Raw genomic sequence first — 17,206 nt, forward strand, 5'->3', positions numbered from 1 at the left:
GGAGTGCGATGACCGACACACTGCGCCTCACCTGGGACGCCCCCGCCACCCAGTGGGAGGAGGCGACTCCACTCGGCAACGGCCGCATCGGCGCCATGTCATTCGGCGGATCGGACGGTCGCTATCAGCTCAACGACTCGACGATCTGGTCGGGGACACCCGACGGCCCTTCGCGCGCACTGCAGAACGTGCGCGCGAAGGGCGCCGGCCCCGAACGTCTCGCGGCGGTTCGCGAGGCACTCAGCGCCGGTGACGTGCGCATCGCCGAGGACCTCCTCATGGCCTTCGAGGGTCCCTACTCCCAGGAGTTCCTGCCCCTCGCCGACCTGCACGTCCGCGTGCACGAAGCCGATGAGGATGCCGACCCGTCCGCCCCGTGCCGCGTCCTCGATCTCGACTCGGCGACGCTCACCGAGACACTCCGGACCCCGAACGGGGACGTCATCCGTCGTTCCTGGATCTCGGCTCCGGCACAGGTCCTGATCATCGAGCTCACCTCGACCGTCGAGTTCGCGGCGACCATCGAGCTGTCCACGCCCCTGCGCGGTCGCATCGTCGATGCGCACGACGCCCTCGTCCTCGACGTCCAGGCGCCGATCGACGGCGCTCCGCTGCACGAGGACGCGGTCGATCCCCTGCGCTACGCCGATGACGACACCGAGTTCGATGCCTATGCGGCCGTCGCCGTGTCGCTCGACTCGGACGGCGAGGTGCGTCGAACCGGCGATCACCTCATCGTCCGCCATGCCCGCCGCCTGCTGATCGCCCTGTCCACATCGTCGCGCGCCGGGTCGTGGTGGGCCGACGCCGACGGGGACTGGCGGACCGCCTCTCGGGAGGCGATCCGGGATCGCGCACGAGCGAGAGCGGAGACCGCGGCTCAGCGCGACGTCTCCGCCCTCTTCGCCGAGCACGTCGCCGACCGGCGACGCATCACTCGGGCGCGATTCGCGATCGGCAGTCGGCGCGAGGGCGAGTGGAGCGTCGACCGCGATGTCCTTCACGGCTCCGACCCTCTGCTGCGCGCGACCGTCGCCGCCGAATTCGGGATGTACCTGCTCGCCTCCAGCTCTCGCGCGGGCAGCCCCGCCGCGAACCTGCAGGGCATCTGGAACGACCAGCTGCAGCCTGCCTGGTCGTCGAACTACACGATCAACATCAACACCGAGATGAACTACTGGGCGGCTCCGATGCTGCTCGACCCCGATGCGCTCGAGCCGCTCCTCTCGCTCGTCGAGCTGCTCGCACGCACAGGCACCGACACCGCGCGCGAGCTCTACGGGACGCGCGGGTGGGTCGCCCACCACAACAGCGACGTCTGGGGCTGGAGCCTGCCCGTGGGCGACGGCCACGGCGCCGCGAGCTGGGCGATCTGGATGATGGGCGGAGTATGGCTCACCCACAATCTGTGGGACGCGTACGAGTTCGGCGGAGACACCGAGCTGCTGCGCGCACGGATCTGGCCGCTGATGCGCGGTGCGGTGGAATTCTGTCTCGACTGGCTCGTGCCGGGCGCCGACGGCCACCTGCACGCCTCCCCCTCGACCGCGCCCGAGAACTCCTACGTCGCCGCCGACGGCCGGCCGACTCCCCTCGGCCTGACCGCGACCTCGGACCTCAGCCTCATCGGCTCGCTGTTCGAGCGCGCACTCGTCGCGATCGATGCGCTCGGCCTCGACGATGCGCTCGAAGCCGAGGTGAGAGAGGCGCTCGCAGCTCTCGCACCCCTGCAGGTCGGCTCAGACGGGCGCCTGCTCGAATGGTCCGCGGAGGTCGAAGAGCACGAACCTCTGCATCGGCACCTCTCCCCCGTCGTCGGGCTGTTCCCGCTCGACCTGGTGACACCCGAGCGCACCCCCGAGCTGTTCGACGCCTCCGTGCGACTGATCGACGCCCGCGGTCCCGGCGCGATGGGCTGGTCGTGGGCCTGGAAGGTGGCGCTGCGCGCCAGAGCACGGCAGGGCGAGGTCGCCGCCTCGCTGCTCGAGGAGGCACTCACCCCGTTCGACGGCGACGCCACCCGGCACGGCCCGGTCGACGGGTCGGAGTGGGGCGGCCTCCTGCCCAACCTGTTCAGCACGCATCCGCCGTTCCAGATCGACGGCAACCTCGGCTTTCCTGCCGCGATCGCCGAGATGCTCGTGCAGAGCCACGGCGGCACGGTCCGCCTGCTTCCCGCGCTCCCCGTCTCGTGGGATCACGGAGACGTCCAGGGCATGGCTGTGCGCCCCGGCCTCGTGCTCGACATCGCCTGGGTGGGCGGGCGGGTGACCTCCGGCATCCTCCGCAATCCCGGTGACCGCGACAGGCACGTCAGCGTCTCGGATGGCGACCGGGTGGCGGAGATCCTGGTGCCCGCCGGCGGGCAGGTCGACCTCGCGCGTCACGGCTTCGGCTCTGTCGAGGCAGACGAGGCGGAGTCCCGTGCACGGTGAGACGCGTCTCATCGACGCGCCCACCACTCAGACCGAGCCCGAGGATTTCGACGTCTTCTGGGCGGACACGATCGAGAGGACCCGCAGCCGTCCCCTCGATCTCACCGTCACCGCGCACCCCACGCGCCTCACGCAGATCGACGTGTTCGACGTGTCGTTCCGAGGATTCGGCGGAACACCCATCCGCGCCTGGCTGCGCGTGCCGCACGGCGCCGCAGGACCACTTCCGGGGCTGGTGCAGTTCTTCGGCTACGGCAACGGCCGCGGCCACGCACTGCGCGATCTGCGATGGGCATCGGCCGGCTACGCCCACCTGGTCGTCGACGCCCGCGGGCAGGGGCACGGCGACACCGACGACGACCACGCCGACGGCGGCCCCTCGGCCGGCGGTTTCCTCACCCGCGGCATCCGCTCGCGCGAGGAGTACTACTACCGCCGGGTCTATGCGGATGCCGTGCGAGCGGTCGACGCCCTCCGCACCATCGACCTCGTCGACGCCGAACGAGTCGGTGCGGTCGGGGCGAGCCAGGGCGGGGGGATCGCGCTCGCGATCGCCGGCCTCGTGCCGGACCTTGCCGCCGTGATCGTGCAGGCCCCGTTCCTCTGCGAGCTCGACCGGGCGGCGGTGCTGACCTCCGAGCATCCGTACGCGCTGCTCACGCAGTACTTCGCGGACCGTCGCAATGACACCGCGGCCGCTCTCGAGACTCTCCGGTATTTCGACGGCATCACCCATGCGAAGCGCGCGAACGCCCCGGCGCTGCTCAGCACGGGACTCCTCGACGGCATCGCACCACCCGACACGGTGCTTCCCGCGTTCACCGCATACGGCGGCCCCAAGACCGTGGTGCTCTGGCCGTACAACGGACACGAAGCCGGCGGGGACCTCGACGAGGAGAACGCGCTGGAGTTCGCCGCCGAGCATCTCGGTGCGCGCGCGCCCGACCGCCTGGCGGCGGATTCGCTACGATAGCCGACACGACCCGAAGGACCCGATGGACCACGACACCGTAGCGCGTACCACCCTGATCCGCTCGGCGTCCGACGCGGGATCCCGGGTCTTCGAGACGATCCTGACGCGCAGCCCCATCAGCAGGATCGACATCGCCCGCCAGACCGGGCTGTCCCAGGCCGCCGTCACGAAGGCCGTCGCCCCGCTCGTCGCCGCCGGCCTCGTCGATGCACCGCCGGCCTCGCACCGCGACGGCACCCCCGGGCGGCCCGTGAGCCCGGTGTCCATCGTCCTCGAGGCGATGGTGATGATCGGCGTCAAGGTCAACGTCGACGAGGTCATCGCCGTCGCCACGGACCTCGCGACCACCGCGCTGGCCAGCGAGCGCCGCGCCCTCCCCGCCGACGATCCCCGCACCGTGATCGAGACGATCTCCGAGATCGTCGATGCCCTCGAGACCCAGCTCGGGGCGAGCGCCTCGGCGATCGCCGGCATCGGCGTCGCCGTCTCGGGCGACGTCGACAGCTCCACCGGCATCGTGCGCGAGTCGAACATCATGGGCTGGGCCGATGTGGCGCTCGGAGACCTCCTGCAGGAGCGCCTTCCCTGGCCCGTCACCGTGGAGAACGACGTCCATGCCCTGACGATCGGCGAGCACTGGTTCGGAGTCGGTCTCGGCACCGCATCCTTCGCCATCGTCACGATCGGACGCGGCATCGGCAGCGGCCTGCACCTCAACGGCGAGGTCGTCAGCGGCGCGTTCGGCGTCGCGGGTGAGATCGGCCACCTGCCGCTCGCCGACCCGTCTCTCGTCTGCCCGTGCGGCCGCCGCGGCTGCGTCGAGGCGGCCGCATCGACGGGCGCGATCGAGTCAGCCGTATCGGCCGCCCTCGGACGCCCGATCGCCATCGATGAGGCCGTGGCCCTCGCCCATGCGGGCGACCCTGACGCCGATGCCGCGTTCCGAGAAGCCGCCCGCCTCATCGGCACGGCGATCGCCACCCTCGTGAACCTCACCGGCCCTGAGGTCGTCATCATCGGCGGAGAGGGCGTCTCCGACTTCGATCTCTTCGAGAAGACGCTGCACGATGCGTTCGACGCGCACGCGTTCGGCGCTGCGGCGCGCTGCCGCATCCTGACCCGGCCCCACACGTTCGAGGACTGGGCGCGAGGCGCATCCGCCGCCGCCATCCAGTCGCTCGTGCGCTGACCGTCGGCCACAGCTCTTCGACCGGAGGGAGCGGATGCCGTCGGCATCCGCTCCCTCCGCTGCGCATCCGCTCCTGCCACGGCCAGACGCAGAAGTGCGCGGGACGGATGATCCGTCCCGCGCACCTCATGGTCGATCAGAGTGCGTCGTAGGCCGCCTGCAGCAGCTCCAGGTAGCGTGCGAGTCCGAGCCCCTCGATGTCGGCGACGTAGGCGTCCCACGCGGCGTCGTCTGCGATGTCGCGCTGTCCGGTGACGAACTCCGCCTGCGCCTGCGTGATGTAGGTGGCGATGTTCGTCTGCAGCTCCGCGAGCTCGGCAGAGGTCTCGAGGTCGGGCCACAGCTTCTCGACCGGGAAGAGCACGCTCTCGTCGGGTGCGAACGGCTCGTACTCCTGCGTCGCATAGAGCAGACGTCGCTCGTAGCCGTCCGGCGTGTAGATGTCCTCAGGCACCACCTGCGCGTTGCGGAACTCGAGCGAGTCCCAGTACTGCGACATCGAACGCCACGCGGCATTGGAGGTCTCGTCGTAGGTGACGGGACGGAAGGTCGGCTCGAGCTCCGGGTCGAGCGCGAGATCGCCCTCTTCAGCCGGCACCCAGGCCTCGCCCTCGGGCCCCATGGACGCGCGGATCTGCCCCTCGTCCGTGGCGAGGTAGTCGAGCAGCTTGATCGCCTCGATGCGCTCCTCCTCGGTCGACTTGTTCGTGAGGGCGAAGGTCCCCACCGGGTTCACGGGCGATCGCCAGGTGGCGAGCTGCGTACCGTCCGGTCCTGCGAGGGGTGCCACCGCGTCGTAGTTCTTGTCGCGACCGTCCGGCGAGTCCGCCGAGACGAAGACGTAGGGGTGCAGAGTGACGGCGGAGCCGAGGATCTGCGCATCCGCACTGTCGCCGAGCGCCTTCAGCGCGTCGCCGTTCTGAGTGAACGCCGCCGTGTCGAGCAGCCCCTCCTGGGCGAGCGAGGTGATGTACTCGAGCCCTGCGCGCCAGCTGTCAGAGGTGGCGTTCAGCACGACCTCGTCGCCGTCGAGCACGAGCGGCGGCGGACTGGAGGGCCCGCCGACGGGTGCATAGGTGAAGGCGTTCATCAGGTAGTTGATGATGGGCTCCGACGCCGATCCGCTCAGCGGCACCTCGTCGGCCGCGCCGTTGCCGTTCGGGTCCCCGTCCTTGAAGGCACGCAGCACCGTGCGCAGCTCCTCGGTGGTGGTCGGCTGCTCGAGTCCCAGCGCGTCGAGCCACGTCGTGTTCATCCAGAGCTTCGACGGGTAGCTGCAGTGGAAGCACTCGCTCCACTGGGTGATGGCGTAGATGTGACCGTCCGGCGCGGTGACCGACTGCTCCCAGTCGGGTTTCTCCTCGAAGCGCTTCTTGAGGTTCGGCGCGTGCTCGTCGATCAGGTCCTCCAAGGGCATGAGCACGCCCTGCTGGCCGTATTTGAGGATCTCGTTGCGCGAGAATCCGTCGACCCACGGCACGAGGAAGTAGGCGTCCGGATAGTCACCGCTGGCGAGCGAGATCTGGCGCTTCTCTCCCGCGACGCTGCCGTCGTAGGTGGTGGTCTGCCAGTCGAAGTCGATGTCGAACTTCTTCTCGACCTCCTGGGTGAAGAGGTTGTCCTTGAGCGAGCCGTTCTCGCCCTGTGGGCCGAATGCGACCAGCTGGCCGTTGTCGTCGCTCGACGGGGTGCAGGCGGCGAGCGCCAGTCCCGTCGCGACGACGGTGACCGCTGCGATCGCCCCTCGTGTGATGCGGTGTGTCATTGCCGGAATCTCCTTTGACCGGTTCAGGTGTGCGGGTGTGTGTGGTGGGTCTGAGTGGGGTCTGATCAGCCTTTGACGGCGCCGACCATGATCCCCTTGCTGAAGTGCTTCGCGACGAACGGGTAGACGATGAGCATCGGGACCGTCGCGATGATCACGGTCGAGTACTTCAGCAGGTCTGCGAGCTCCCGGCGCTCGAGCTGTGCGGCGAGATCGCCACCGCCTCCGCCGTCGTTGAGGATGAGGATGCCTCGAAGCACCAGCTGCAGCGGCTGCAGATCGGCGTCGCGCAGGTAGAGGAGGGCGTCGAAGTACGAGTTCCACTGCATGATGGCGTACATCAGCGCGATGACCGCGAGGAGAGGCTTCGCGAGCGGCAGCACGATGGTCCAGAGGATCCGCAGTTCGCTCGCGCCGTCCAGCTGCGCGGCCTCGTACACCTCGTCGGGGATCGACGTCCGGAAGTAGACCATCGCGATGATCACCTGCCAGACACCGATCGCGTTGGGGAGGAGCATCGACCATCGCGTGTCGAGCAGACCGAGCGACTGCACCACGATGTACATCGGGATGACTCCGCCCGAGAACAGCATCGTGAACACGACGCCTCCGGTGAGCGTCTTGCGGCCGAAGAGGTTGGCCCGCGACAACGGGTAGGCGATGGCGACGGTGCCGGCGACGCTGATGACGGTGCCGGCCACGGTGTAGAACACCGAGTTGCCGAATCCTCGGAGAATCGCCGGGTTGTTGAGCGCCTCCGTGTAGCCGCGGAGCGTGAACTCGACGGGCCAGAACAGCACACGCCCGGATGAGACCGCCTGGGGACTCGAGAACGAGCTGGCGACGATGTTCAGCAGGGGCAGGAGCACGACGAGCAGGAAGACCGTGAGCAGCAGGTAGGCGGCGATCACGAAGACGCGATCCGCGCGGGTCTCTTTGACCTTCACGCCGGAGGTCAGGGGGTCGCGTCGGCGCCGACCGCGTCCTCTGCCGGACGAGACGACGATCTCCTCGGTGAGGAGAGGCTGTTCTCTGATCACAGTGCTCACCACAACCCGCTTCCGGTCACTCGCTTGGATATGCCGTTGACGACGAGCAGCAGCAGCAGGCTGATGACGGCGTTGAAGAGCCCGATGGTGGCTCCGAGGCTGAAGTTCGCATTGAGGATGCCCGTCTTGTAGACGTAGGTCGGGATGATCTCCGAGGTCGAGAGGTTGAGCGCGTTCTGCAACAGGAACGCCTTCTCGAATCCGATCGCCATGATGTTGCCGACACCGAGGATCAGGATGATCGTGGCGGTGGGCAGGAGCGAGGGGAGGTCGACGTACCAGATCTTCTGCAGCCGCGAGGCGCCGTCGATCTTCGCGGCCTCGTAGAGGGAGGTGTCGACCGAGGCCAGAGCCGCGAGGTAGATGACGGCCGAGTATCCGGTCGTCGTCCAGATGTCGGTCGCCACGTAGATGTGGCGGAAGAAGTCGGCACTCGCCAGCAGGTCGACCTGTCCCGCACCGAAGAAGCTGAGAGTGCGCCCGAGGATCCCCACTCTGGGCGACAGCAGCAGGATCGTCATCGACACGATCACGACCGTCGAGATGAAGTACGGGGCGTAGGTCACGAGCTGCACGGTGCGTGTGAAGAACCGCAGCCTGACCTCGTTCAGCATGATCGCGAGGATGATCGGAAGAGGGAAGCTCGCGATGAGCGTGTACACGGCAAGGATGAAGGTGTTGCCGATCAGCTTCGGAAACACGGGGTTGCGGAAGAGCGCCGCGAAGTTGTCGAACCCGACCCACGGGCTCCCCCACACGCCGTCGATGGGGTTGTAGTTCTTGAACGCGATCACGGCGTTGGCCATGGGCACGTATCGGAACACGATGAACCAGATGACGGGCAGTAACAGCAGCAGGTACAGCTGCCAGTATCGGCGCAGACTGCGGGCGAACCGGGAACGTGCGTCGGTACGTCGAGGAGCCGGCGTCGAGACCTCGACCGGTGGTGCGTGCTCAGCACTGAGCTTCATGATCGCCCTCCCAGGGCAGGGTTACTTTACGACGTAATAAAATCACGTGCAGCGGAAAAAGTAAACGCCGACTTTCGCGGCGGAGATTTCTGCGGATCACTTGCACCCCTCTCGCAAACGTGATTTATTGACGTTGTCAAGTAACTACCGGAGGGTCTTATCCCATGACTTCCCGTGCCGACACCGTCGTCGCACTCCGCGCCTCAGGCGTCGTCTTCGTTCTCCAGATCTCCGCCCCCATCCCCCGTGTCCTGCACTGGGGCGCAGACCTCGGCGAGTCCACAGCCGCGACGGCATACGCGCTGGCGCTGACCGCCAGCCCCGCTCAGCTCAACAACTCCCCCGACATCCCCCGCTCGTTCTCCGCTCTGCCCACGGAGTACGAGGGCTGGTCAGGAACACCCGCACTGTCCGGACACGCGCAGGGCCGCGCGACGACGCCGCGACCACGGCTCGTTCGGCACGACGTGGTCATCCCGTCAGACGGAGTCGGCGGCCGCATCGCGCTCGAGTTCGAGGACGAGGTCTGCGGCATCCGCACCGAGCTGCGGTATCACCTCGACGCGCACGGAGTGCTCGCCGTCGACGCCTCGCTGACCAGAGCCGCAGAACTCAGCCCGCGGATCGGAGACACCGCGTATACGGTCGGCGCGTTCCTCGCCCTGCTCCCCCTTCCCGAACGCGCGACGGAGATCCTGGATTTCACGGGCAAGTGGTGTCGTGAGCGGTCTCCGCAGAGGTCGCCGTTCGGGTTCGGAACGCACCTGCGGTCCGCACACCGTGGCAAGCCCGGCCATGACTCTCCCTTCCTCTTCGCGGCCGGCACCGAGGGCTTCGGATTCGGTCACGGCGAGATCTGGGCCGTGCACCTCGCATGGAGCGGCGAGCAGCAGTACCTCGCTGAGCGCCTTCCCGAGGGCGCGGGGGCATTCAGCTCGGTCCTCGGCGCCGGCGAGGACCTGCACCCGGGCGAGATCATCCTCGAGGACGGCGAGCGCTATGACGCGCCGACCGCCCTGTTCGTCTGGTCAGACGACGGCCTCGACGCGATCAGCGATCGACTGCACCGGCGACTTCGCGCGCGGGACTCGCACCCGCGCGGCCCGCGCCCGCTGGTCCTCAACACCTGGGAGGCCGTCTACTTCGATCACGACCTCGCCCGCCTGACTGCCCTGATCGAGAGGGCTGCAGAGGTGGGTGTCGAGCGCATCGTCCTCGACGACGGTTGGTTCCGCGGTCGGCGGGAGGCGGATGCCGGCCTCGGCGACTGGTTCGTCGATGAGGACGTCTGGCCGCAGGGACTCAGCCCGCTGGTCGATGTCGTCCGCGCACACGGCATGCAGTTCGGCCTGTGGTTCGAACCCGAAATGATCAACCTCGACTCCGACCTCGCCCGGTCGCATCCTGACTGGGTCCTCGGGCCCGCCGAAGGATTCGGGCCCGAATCCCGATCACAGCACGTGCTGGACATCGCCAGGCCCGAGGCATACGAATACCTTCTCGAACGCATCGACGCGCTGGTCCGCGAGCATTCGATCGACTACCTCAAGTGGGACCACAACCGCGACCTCCTCGAGGCGGTGAGTCGCGGCACCGATGGCGATCGTCCGAGTGTGCATCGGCAGACCGAAGCGCTCTACCGGCTGCTCGACGAGCTCCGCCTGAGCCACCCGGACCTCGAGATCGAGACGTGCTCGGGTGGCGGCGGTCGGGTCGACCTCGGAATCCTCGACCGCACCGATCGCGTGTGGGCATCCGACTGCAACGATCCGGTCGAGCGGATCCAGATCGAACGGTGGACGCGCACGATCGTGCCACCCGAACTGATCGGATCTCACCTCGGGGCCGCTCGCTCGCACACCACGGCGCGGACCACCGATCTGTCGTTCCGTCTCGTCACGTCGCTCACGGCTCACGCCGGCATCGAGCAGGACCTCACATCGGTGGACGACGACGAGCTGGCCGCGATCGCCCGCTGGGCCGGCATGTACCGGGAGTTCCGCGACCTGCTGCACAGTGGTCGCGTGGTGAACGCAGACCTCGCCGATCAGGCGACCTCGCTCTCGGGGATAGTCGCCCAGGACGGTTCCGCGGCGCTGTTCACGTGGAGCAGGTTCGCGACCTCGGCGGCGGGTCAGTCGGGTCGAGTGCGCTTCCCCGGGCTCGATGCGCACGCGGCGTACAGCGTCCGGATCCGCGAGGACCTCGGCTCCGCGAGTCGGCACGGGGGCGACCCCGTGTGGGTGACCACCGCTCTGGCGGGCGCGATCGACGTGCCGGGAGTGGTCCTGAGCACTGTGGGGGTTCCTCTCCCGACCCTCAACGCGCAGCAGGCGATGCTCATCGAGATCCGGCGCACCGACAGCTGACACCCCGACTCTTCCTTCCCATCCACACGACAGAGCAGTCGAACGAGAGGAAAGCAATGAAGACCCATCGACAGAGAAGGCGAGCGGCCTCGATCACCGGGGCACTCGCCGCAACCGCACTCGTCCTGAGTCTCGCCCCCGGCGCGACCTGGGCGACTGCGGCGACGCCCACCCCGACGCCTGCGCCGGAAGCGACCCCGGTCTCCACGCCGTCACCACCCGCGGAGGACTCTCCCGAGACGCCGCCCCCGGCGGAGGACTCTCCCGAGACGCCGCCCCCGGCGGAGGACTCTCCCGAGACGCCGCCCCCGGCGGAGGAATCCCCCGAGACCACGCCCCCGACGGAGGATCCGACGCCGACCGAATCCGAGCCCGCCCCCTCGGCCTCGCCCGATGCCACCCAGGCACCGCCGGCGAAGGAGGCGGCGAAAGCCACGTCGGACGCCGACGACGGGATCTCCGAGCTGTCCGCGAAGCCCTACATGGGCTGGAGCAGCTACAGCATGCAGGTCTACGAGGGCGGCCAGTGGATCACCGCCGATCAGATCATGGCGCAGTCCGATGCCATGCACGACAAGCTGCAGGACTTCGGCTACGAATACATCAACATCGACGCAGGGTGGAACGGCGGCCAGGACGAGTACGGACGCCCGATACCCAGCACGACGCTGTTCCCCGACGGGCTGGATGCCGTGATCGACCACGTGCACGGCAACGGCCAGAAGGTCGGCCTGTACCTCATCCCCGGCATGAGCCTGGAGACCGCTCAGAAGGCGCTTCCGATCTACAACGCGCCGGGCTGCACCACCGAGAACCTGCTCAAGCAGCCCCTGCAGCAGGGTGACTACTGGGGCTTCGGCTACCGCTTGGATTTCGACAACCCCTGCACGCAGAAGTACATCGACTCGATCGCCGACCTGCTCGGCGAGTGGGGTGTGGACTTCATCAAGTTCGACAGCGTGACGCCGGGTTCCGGCATCGGCGACCTCTCGATGGATGCTCGCGAGGAGGTGGCCGCCTGGTCTGAGGCTCTCGAACGCAACGGCATCTGGTTCGAGCTGTCGTGGGCGGTCGACATCAACTACGCCGACTACTGGAAGCAGTACGCCGACGGCTGGCGCATCGACTGGGACGTCGAGTGCTATTGCGGCGACGAGGCGCTGACGACCTGGGAGAACGTCGCGCGTCTGTTCCCGCGGCTCTCCGACTGGTGGCGCCACGCCGGACCCGCCGGATGGAACGACCTCGACTCCCTCAATGTCGGAAACGGCAGGATGGACGGCCTCACCCGCGACGAACGGCGCACGGCGACGACGCTGTGGGCGACATCTGCCGCCCCGATGTACCTCGGCAACGACCTCACGAACCTCGACGAGTTCGGCCTCGACCTGATCACCAATCGCGAGGTCATAGCCGTGAACCAGGCGGGTGTCCCCGCGCGACCGGTCTGGACCGGCACGAAGCAGCAGGTCTGGTACGCACTCAACCCCGATGGCACATATACGGTCGCGCTGTACAACCTCGGTCGTGCAGACGCCGACATCACCGTCGACTGGTCTGACATCGGTCTCGACGGATCCGCGAAGATCCGCGACCTCTGGGCCGGCAAGAACCTGGGCACGGAGGCCGACGGCTTCACAGCCGAGAGCGTGCCGATCCATGGTGTGCGTCTGCTGAAGGTGACGCCAGCGAAGCAGGCCGTGCTCACGGTGAACGATGACTCGCTGCGCGTCGGCTACGACGGAGACTGGATCCGCAACGACGGCAACGAAGTCCCGGCGACATCGCAGCCGTTCACCGTCGCCGTGTCCGACACCCCGGGGGGTGGCACGCCCACCCCGCCCGCCACAGGTCTCACGGTGACGCTGAACGACGACGATGCACGCATCGGCTACAGCGGCTCGTGGGGGGACAGCAACAATCGAGGACTCGGCGATCACGGCGACGATGTGCACTACGCAGAGACCAACGGAGCGGCGTTCGAGTACACGTTCCAAGGCACCGGCATCCAATACGTCACCGAGAAGCACGAGTCGCAGGGAGAGGTCGAGATCTACCTCGACGGTCAGCTCGTGGAGACCGTGGACACGTCGCTTCCTGCGGCGGACGGCCGACTCTCGCAGCAGGTCGTCTACGGCGTCGCCGACCTCGCGAGCGGGAGCCACACCCTGCGTGTGGTGAAGAAGTCCGGCTCCTTCATGCTCCTCGACAAGCTGGTCGTCACGCTCGACAGCCAGCTGAGCACGACCTCGGGAGCCTTCAACAAGGCCGCGCCCGCCGATGTCGCCGTCGACGTGCTGCGGGATCCCGGCGAGCTCGCCTCGATCAGCGTCGCCGGCGATGCGCTCGAGCGCGACGTCGACTTCACGCTGTCAGGCAGCACGGTCACGATCCGCTCGTCGTACCTTGCGACGCTTCCCGTCGGCGATACGATCCTGGACTTCGACTTCACGGGAGACCACCTCGATGACGTGCACGCCACCGTGGCTGACGGAGCGTCCGTGGCATTCAGCTTCCGCGGAACCGGCGTCTCGTGGATCGGTCCGAAGGGCCCTGACCAGGGCACGGTCGACGTCTACATCGACGGCAAGAAGGTCGAGAGCATCGACACTCACAACGAATCGCGCGTCTCGACCCAGGAGCTGTTCTCCGTCTCGGGTCTGAAAGACAAGGAGCACACGATCAAGATCGTGAAGACGTCGGGAGACGTGCTGCGCACGGACGTGTTCCGGTACACGGTCAAGAAGGTCGGCTGATCACTGCCGGGGCGGGCCTCGCGCCCGCCCCGGCAGCACCCGTGCGCCTCGCGGATGTCCGCGTCCGGGTGCATACTCTGCGGCATGGAGATCACACTCGCACAGCCCGCGGGACTCGTCGTGAGCCCCGCATTCAGTCATGTCGCCGTCGTCCCCCCAGGGGCCACGACGATCCACATCGGCGGCCAGAACGGCGTCGACGAGACCGGCGCGCTCGTCTCGGCGGATGCCGCCGAGCAGTCGCTCCGAGCGGTTCAGAACGCCCGCATCGCCCTCGAGTCAGCGGGCGCGAGCCTCGACGACGTCATCAGCTGGACCATCTATATCCATCAGGATGCTGATCTGCGCGCTGCCTACGGCGCCGTCGCATCCACGCTCGCGCGCGACGGCGCCCCTCCCCTGGTGACCGCAGCCCTGGTGGCCGGTCTCGGCGTCCCCGGAGCAGTGATCGAGGTGAGCGCGATCGCCGCTGTCATCCGCGAATGACCTGACCCGGCGTCAGCTGTTCAGATTCTGCCCCGCACCGGCGTCCGCTCGGCCGAGTCGCCGCCGTCCGGCATGGCCATCTCGGCGCGAACACCGAGCAGTCGCACCTCACGGTCGCGATCGAGCGTGTCACCGAGAGCGAGAGCCGCATCGACGACCTCGGCCCGCTCGGTCGTCGGCTCTGACAGCTTGCGACCGAAGGTCTTCGTCTCGAACGGTGCGTAACGCACCTTGAGGTGCACGCGGACGACCGCGCGCCCCTCGGAGGCGCAGTCGTCGAAGGCCTGCCCGGCCAGATCGACCAGCGCCGAGCGCACCTCCGCGGGCGTCGTGAGGTTCTGCTGGAAGGTCGTCTCACGGCTGTGGCTGCGTGCCACCCAGGGGGTGCTGTCGACCACAGCAGGTCCGAGACCCGACCCCAGACCGTGATACCAGACGCCCATCCGGGGACCGAACTCCGCGGTGAGCTGGCCCTCATCGGCCTCAGCCAGCTCACGGACGGTCGTGATGCCGTGGGCTGCGAGCCTCTTCTGCACCTTCGGCCCCACACCCCAGAGCCCCCGCGTGGGCTTGTCACCCATCACCTCGAACCAGTTGTCGGCGGTGAGCCGGAACACTCCTCGGGGCTTGCCGAACTCGGTGGCGATCTTGGCGCGCACCTTGTTGTCTCCGATACCGACCGAGCAGTGCAGCCCGGTCGCCTCGAGCACCGCGCTCTGAGCGAGGCGCGCGATCCCCTCAGGATCATCGGTCGTGACGCCGAGGAAGCACTCGTCCCAGCCGATGACCTCGAGCACCACCCCTGGCAGCGCGCGCAGCGTCGACATCACCTCCGTCGACGCCGACTCGTAGGCGTCGTGATCCACCGGCAGGAAGACAGCGTTCTCGGGCGCCTTGCGCGCCGCGATCTTCAACGGCATCCCGGATCCGATGCCGAACTCGCGCGCCTCGTACGACGCCGTCGACACGACGGCTCGCTCCGTGGGATCCCCCCTGCCGCCGACGATCACAGGGAGCCCCGCGAGCTCGGGTCTGCGCAGCACCTCGACCGCAGCGATGAACTGGTCCATGTCCACGTGCAGAACCCAGTCGCTCATGCATCGAGTGTGGCCCGTGTCACTCGGGAAGTCACCCCTCGCACACGATCAGCGCGCGGTGCTCAGCTGATCGAGATGCCGATCGCCGTCGCGATCACGGCGAGCAGCGGCAGAGTGCCCTGCATCGCGGCCGCCCGCAGCTTGGTGCGGTCGGAGAGCACGAGCACCAGTGCCGCGGCGAGCATCATCCCCGTGCCGGCGAAGACCAGAGTCAGCCCGATCGTCGTGAGGCCGATGATCACGAAGCCGACGCCGAGCAGCGCGGTCAGCGCCAGGAAGAGGTTGTAGAAGCCCTGATTGAAGGCGAGGGCCTTCATCGTGACGGCGTCGGCCTCGCTGGCGACGCCGAAGATCTTCCTCGTCTCAGGTTCGGTCCACTTGAGCGATTCGAGCGCGAAGATGAAGACGTGGAAGGCGGCAGCGGCCGCGGCGAGGACGAGTCCGACGATGAGCATGACTCGATCGTATCGACCCTCGCGTGCTGTCAGATCAGGAAGATCGGCAGCAGCCCGGGGTTGTGCGCGTGCACGAGCACGGCGAAGACGACAGCGTCGAAGAGCAGATGCACGGTCACGACATAGGCGAGCGAGTGCGTCCGCATGAAGATGAACCCCTGCAGTAGCGCGAACGGGATGGTGAGCAGCGGACCCCACTCGCGGTAGCCGAGCTCCCACAGGAAGGAGACGAACACGATCATCTGCAGCACGTTGGCGAGGGCATCGGGAAAGTGTCTGCGCAGCAGTGCGAACACGGTGCAGATGAAGAACAGCTCGTCCCAGATGCCGACTGCGCCGACGCCGACGAACAGCCGCGCGATGAGCTCGGGCGAGTCGACGACCGGCCAGTTCTGATAGACCCCGCTCGTGATGAAGTAGAAGGGCAGGATCAGCCAGCCGAGCACCAGGACCGCCACCAGCCAGCCCCATTGCAGGCGCCCCCATCGCCGGTGTGCACGCCAGGGGAAACCGATCGCCCGATCTCGGAAGACGAAGCGCGAGACGACGTACGGCACGGCGACCGCACCTCCGAGCGCCAGCGTGAAGCGCAGCATCGCCAGGTTGTCGAGCTCCGCCGCCAGCGGGATGACGCTCACGATGAGCATTCCGAGCGCGATCAACGAGAGGTCCCGGGTGAGCGAAGGCCGACGACTCGCTCCGATCACGCGAGCGCTCTCAGGCCGCGCGCCGACGGTCGCCGTCTGATCCGGGGACGAGGGCACACGCCGTTCGACCAGCCAGGCGGCGCCGACGCCGAGCGCGAGCAGCACCCAGCCGAGCCAGGCGATCTGCACGACGAAGAACGCCGGTGCCGCAAGGCACACGAGCAGCGCAGGTGCGACGGCGGGCCAGGTGGTCGACGTGCGCTGGATGTCGATCACGCGCGCGGCTTCCGCCGATACACGAGATCGCGGATGTCGCGCCCCTTGGCGATCCCCTTGCGCTCGAAAGCCGTCATGACTCGTCCGTCGAACCGCTCCGCCCAGTCACCGTCGAAAGCGCGCTCGAACAGCGGCTCGTCGTCGAGCACGTCGCGCATCTGGAGGGCGTAGTCCTCCCAGTCGGTCGCCAGGCGGAGGAGACCTCCGTCGCGAAGCGCGCGGGCGGCGGTGTCACCGAACCCCTGGCGGACGAGCCGGCGTTTGGTGTGCTTCTTCTTGTGCCACGGGTCGGGGAAGAAGATCCAGACCTCCGCTGCGGCTTCCTCGGGCAGGTAAGACGACAGCACCTCCGGCGCATTCGCCTCGACCACACGCACGTTGCGTGCGCCCTCGCGGTCGGCATCGAGCATCGTCCTCGCCAGCCCGGCGCGAAAGACCTCGACGGCGAGGAAGTCGTCATCGGGTCGCGACGACGCCGCGGCGACGATGGCGTGCCCCTGGCCGGATCCGATCTCGACGAACAGATCGGCCGCCCGTCCGTATTCGACGGTCGGGTCGAGCCTTGCTTCAGGGTGCACCGAGGTCCACGCGACATCACGAGGGACATCCAGGAGGTAGTGCGGTCCGAGCTCTTCGAACGCGCGTTCCTGCGCGTCGGACATCCGGCCGCTGCGGCGCACGAAGGAGACCGGTTCGTCGCGGAAGGTGCGGGGTTCGGGCATGCTTCCAGGGTAGTCG

The 17,206-nt window shown here is 67.9% G+C and carries 13 protein-coding genes; 6 read left to right on the top strand and 7 right to left on the bottom strand.

The genetic code is table 11. The features are described from left to right. Positions 1 to 8 precede the first annotated feature (8 nt). From OB895_RS05045 to OB895_RS05055, 3 genes are read left to right on the top strand one after another with little or no spacing between them, the layout of a single operon-like run. Complete coding sequence (locus OB895_RS05045) at positions 9 to 2,435, top strand: glycosyl hydrolase family 95 catalytic domain-containing protein (RefSeq protein WP_311879357.1); 2,427 nt, start codon at positions 9 to 11, stop codon at positions 2,433 to 2,435. Beyond that, positions 2,425 to 3,408, top strand: a complete 984-nt coding sequence (locus OB895_RS05050) for an acetylxylan esterase (protein WP_311879358.1) — start codon at positions 2,425 to 2,427, stop codon at positions 3,406 to 3,408. Before OB895_RS05045 ends, OB895_RS05050 begins: the two co-directional genes overlap by 11 nt. Before the next feature lie 22 nt (positions 3,409 to 3,430). Then, positions 3,431 to 4,597: an ROK family transcriptional regulator gene (locus OB895_RS05055; RefSeq protein ID WP_311879359.1), complete on the top strand. Its 1,167-nt coding sequence runs from the start codon at positions 3,431 to 3,433 to the stop codon at positions 4,595 to 4,597. Positions 4,598 to 4,733: 136 nt separating this feature from the next. Here OB895_RS05055 and OB895_RS05060 read toward each other — a convergent pair whose 3' ends face one another. From OB895_RS05060 to OB895_RS05070, 3 genes are all read right to left on the bottom strand, one after another. Further along, positions 4,734 to 6,362 (bottom strand): type 2 periplasmic-binding domain-containing protein, encoded by a 1,629-nt coding sequence (locus OB895_RS05060; protein WP_042541876.1) that lies wholly within the window; start codon positions 6,360 to 6,362, stop codon positions 4,734 to 4,736. 65 nt (positions 6,363 to 6,427) lie between these two features. Beyond that, positions 6,428 to 7,411 carry a carbohydrate ABC transporter permease gene (locus OB895_RS05065; protein WP_231567638.1) on the bottom strand — a complete coding sequence of 328 codons (984 nt, stop codon included), beginning with the start codon at positions 7,409 to 7,411 and terminating at the stop codon, positions 6,428 to 6,430. Then, on the bottom strand, positions 7,408 to 8,382 hold the full coding sequence (locus OB895_RS05070) for an ABC transporter permease (protein WP_082508913.1): 975 nt from the start codon (positions 8,380 to 8,382) through the stop codon (positions 7,408 to 7,410). The genes OB895_RS05065 and OB895_RS05070 overlap by 4 nt, the downstream gene beginning before the upstream one ends. Before the next feature lie 164 nt (positions 8,383 to 8,546). Between OB895_RS05070 and OB895_RS05075 the strand changes: the two genes are divergently transcribed. From OB895_RS05075 to OB895_RS05085, 3 genes are all read left to right on the top strand, one after another. Then, entirely contained in the window at positions 8,547 to 10,751 is a 2,205-nt protein-coding gene (locus OB895_RS05075) for an alpha-galactosidase (protein ID WP_311879361.1), read from the top strand. A 56-nt stretch (positions 10,752 to 10,807) separates the two neighbouring features. Continuing rightward, positions 10,808 to 13,507, top strand: coding sequence for a X2-like carbohydrate binding domain-containing protein (locus OB895_RS05080; RefSeq protein WP_311879363.1), 2,700 nt, complete (start codon positions 10,808 to 10,810; stop codon positions 13,505 to 13,507). A gap of 84 nt (positions 13,508 to 13,591) precedes the next feature. Beyond that, on the top strand, positions 13,592 to 13,993 hold the full coding sequence (locus tag OB895_RS05085; RefSeq protein ID WP_042541878.1) for a RidA family protein: 402 nt from the start codon (positions 13,592 to 13,594) through the stop codon (positions 13,991 to 13,993). A gap of 20 nt (positions 13,994 to 14,013) precedes the next feature. On the opposite strand, the gene OB895_RS05090 is transcribed toward OB895_RS05085, so the two are convergent. From OB895_RS05090 to trmB, 4 genes are all read right to left on the bottom strand, one after another. Then, complete coding sequence (locus OB895_RS05090; RefSeq protein ID WP_079112613.1) at positions 14,014 to 15,090, bottom strand: DNA polymerase IV; 1,077 nt, start codon at positions 15,088 to 15,090, stop codon at positions 14,014 to 14,016. Between the two features lie 62 nt (positions 15,091 to 15,152). After that, positions 15,153 to 15,545 (bottom strand): DUF1304 domain-containing protein, encoded by a 393-nt coding sequence (locus OB895_RS05095; protein ID WP_042541880.1) that lies wholly within the window; start codon positions 15,543 to 15,545, stop codon positions 15,153 to 15,155. A gap of 29 nt (positions 15,546 to 15,574) precedes the next feature. Further along, complete coding sequence (locus OB895_RS05100) at positions 15,575 to 16,468, bottom strand: CPBP family intramembrane glutamic endopeptidase (protein WP_042541881.1); 894 nt, start codon at positions 16,466 to 16,468, stop codon at positions 15,575 to 15,577. Beyond that, positions 16,465 to 17,190 carry a tRNA (guanosine(46)-N7)-methyltransferase TrmB gene (gene trmB / locus OB895_RS05105; protein WP_042542162.1) on the bottom strand — a complete coding sequence of 242 codons (726 nt, stop codon included), beginning with the start codon at positions 17,188 to 17,190 and terminating at the stop codon, positions 16,465 to 16,467. The genes OB895_RS05100 and trmB overlap by 4 nt, the downstream gene beginning before the upstream one ends. Positions 17,191 to 17,206: the final 16 nt, after the last annotated feature.

The sequence above is a fragment of the Microbacterium forte genome (genome assembly GCF_031885415.1).
Taxonomy (GTDB): domain Bacteria; phylum Actinomycetota; class Actinomycetes; order Actinomycetales; family Microbacteriaceae; genus Microbacterium; species Microbacterium forte.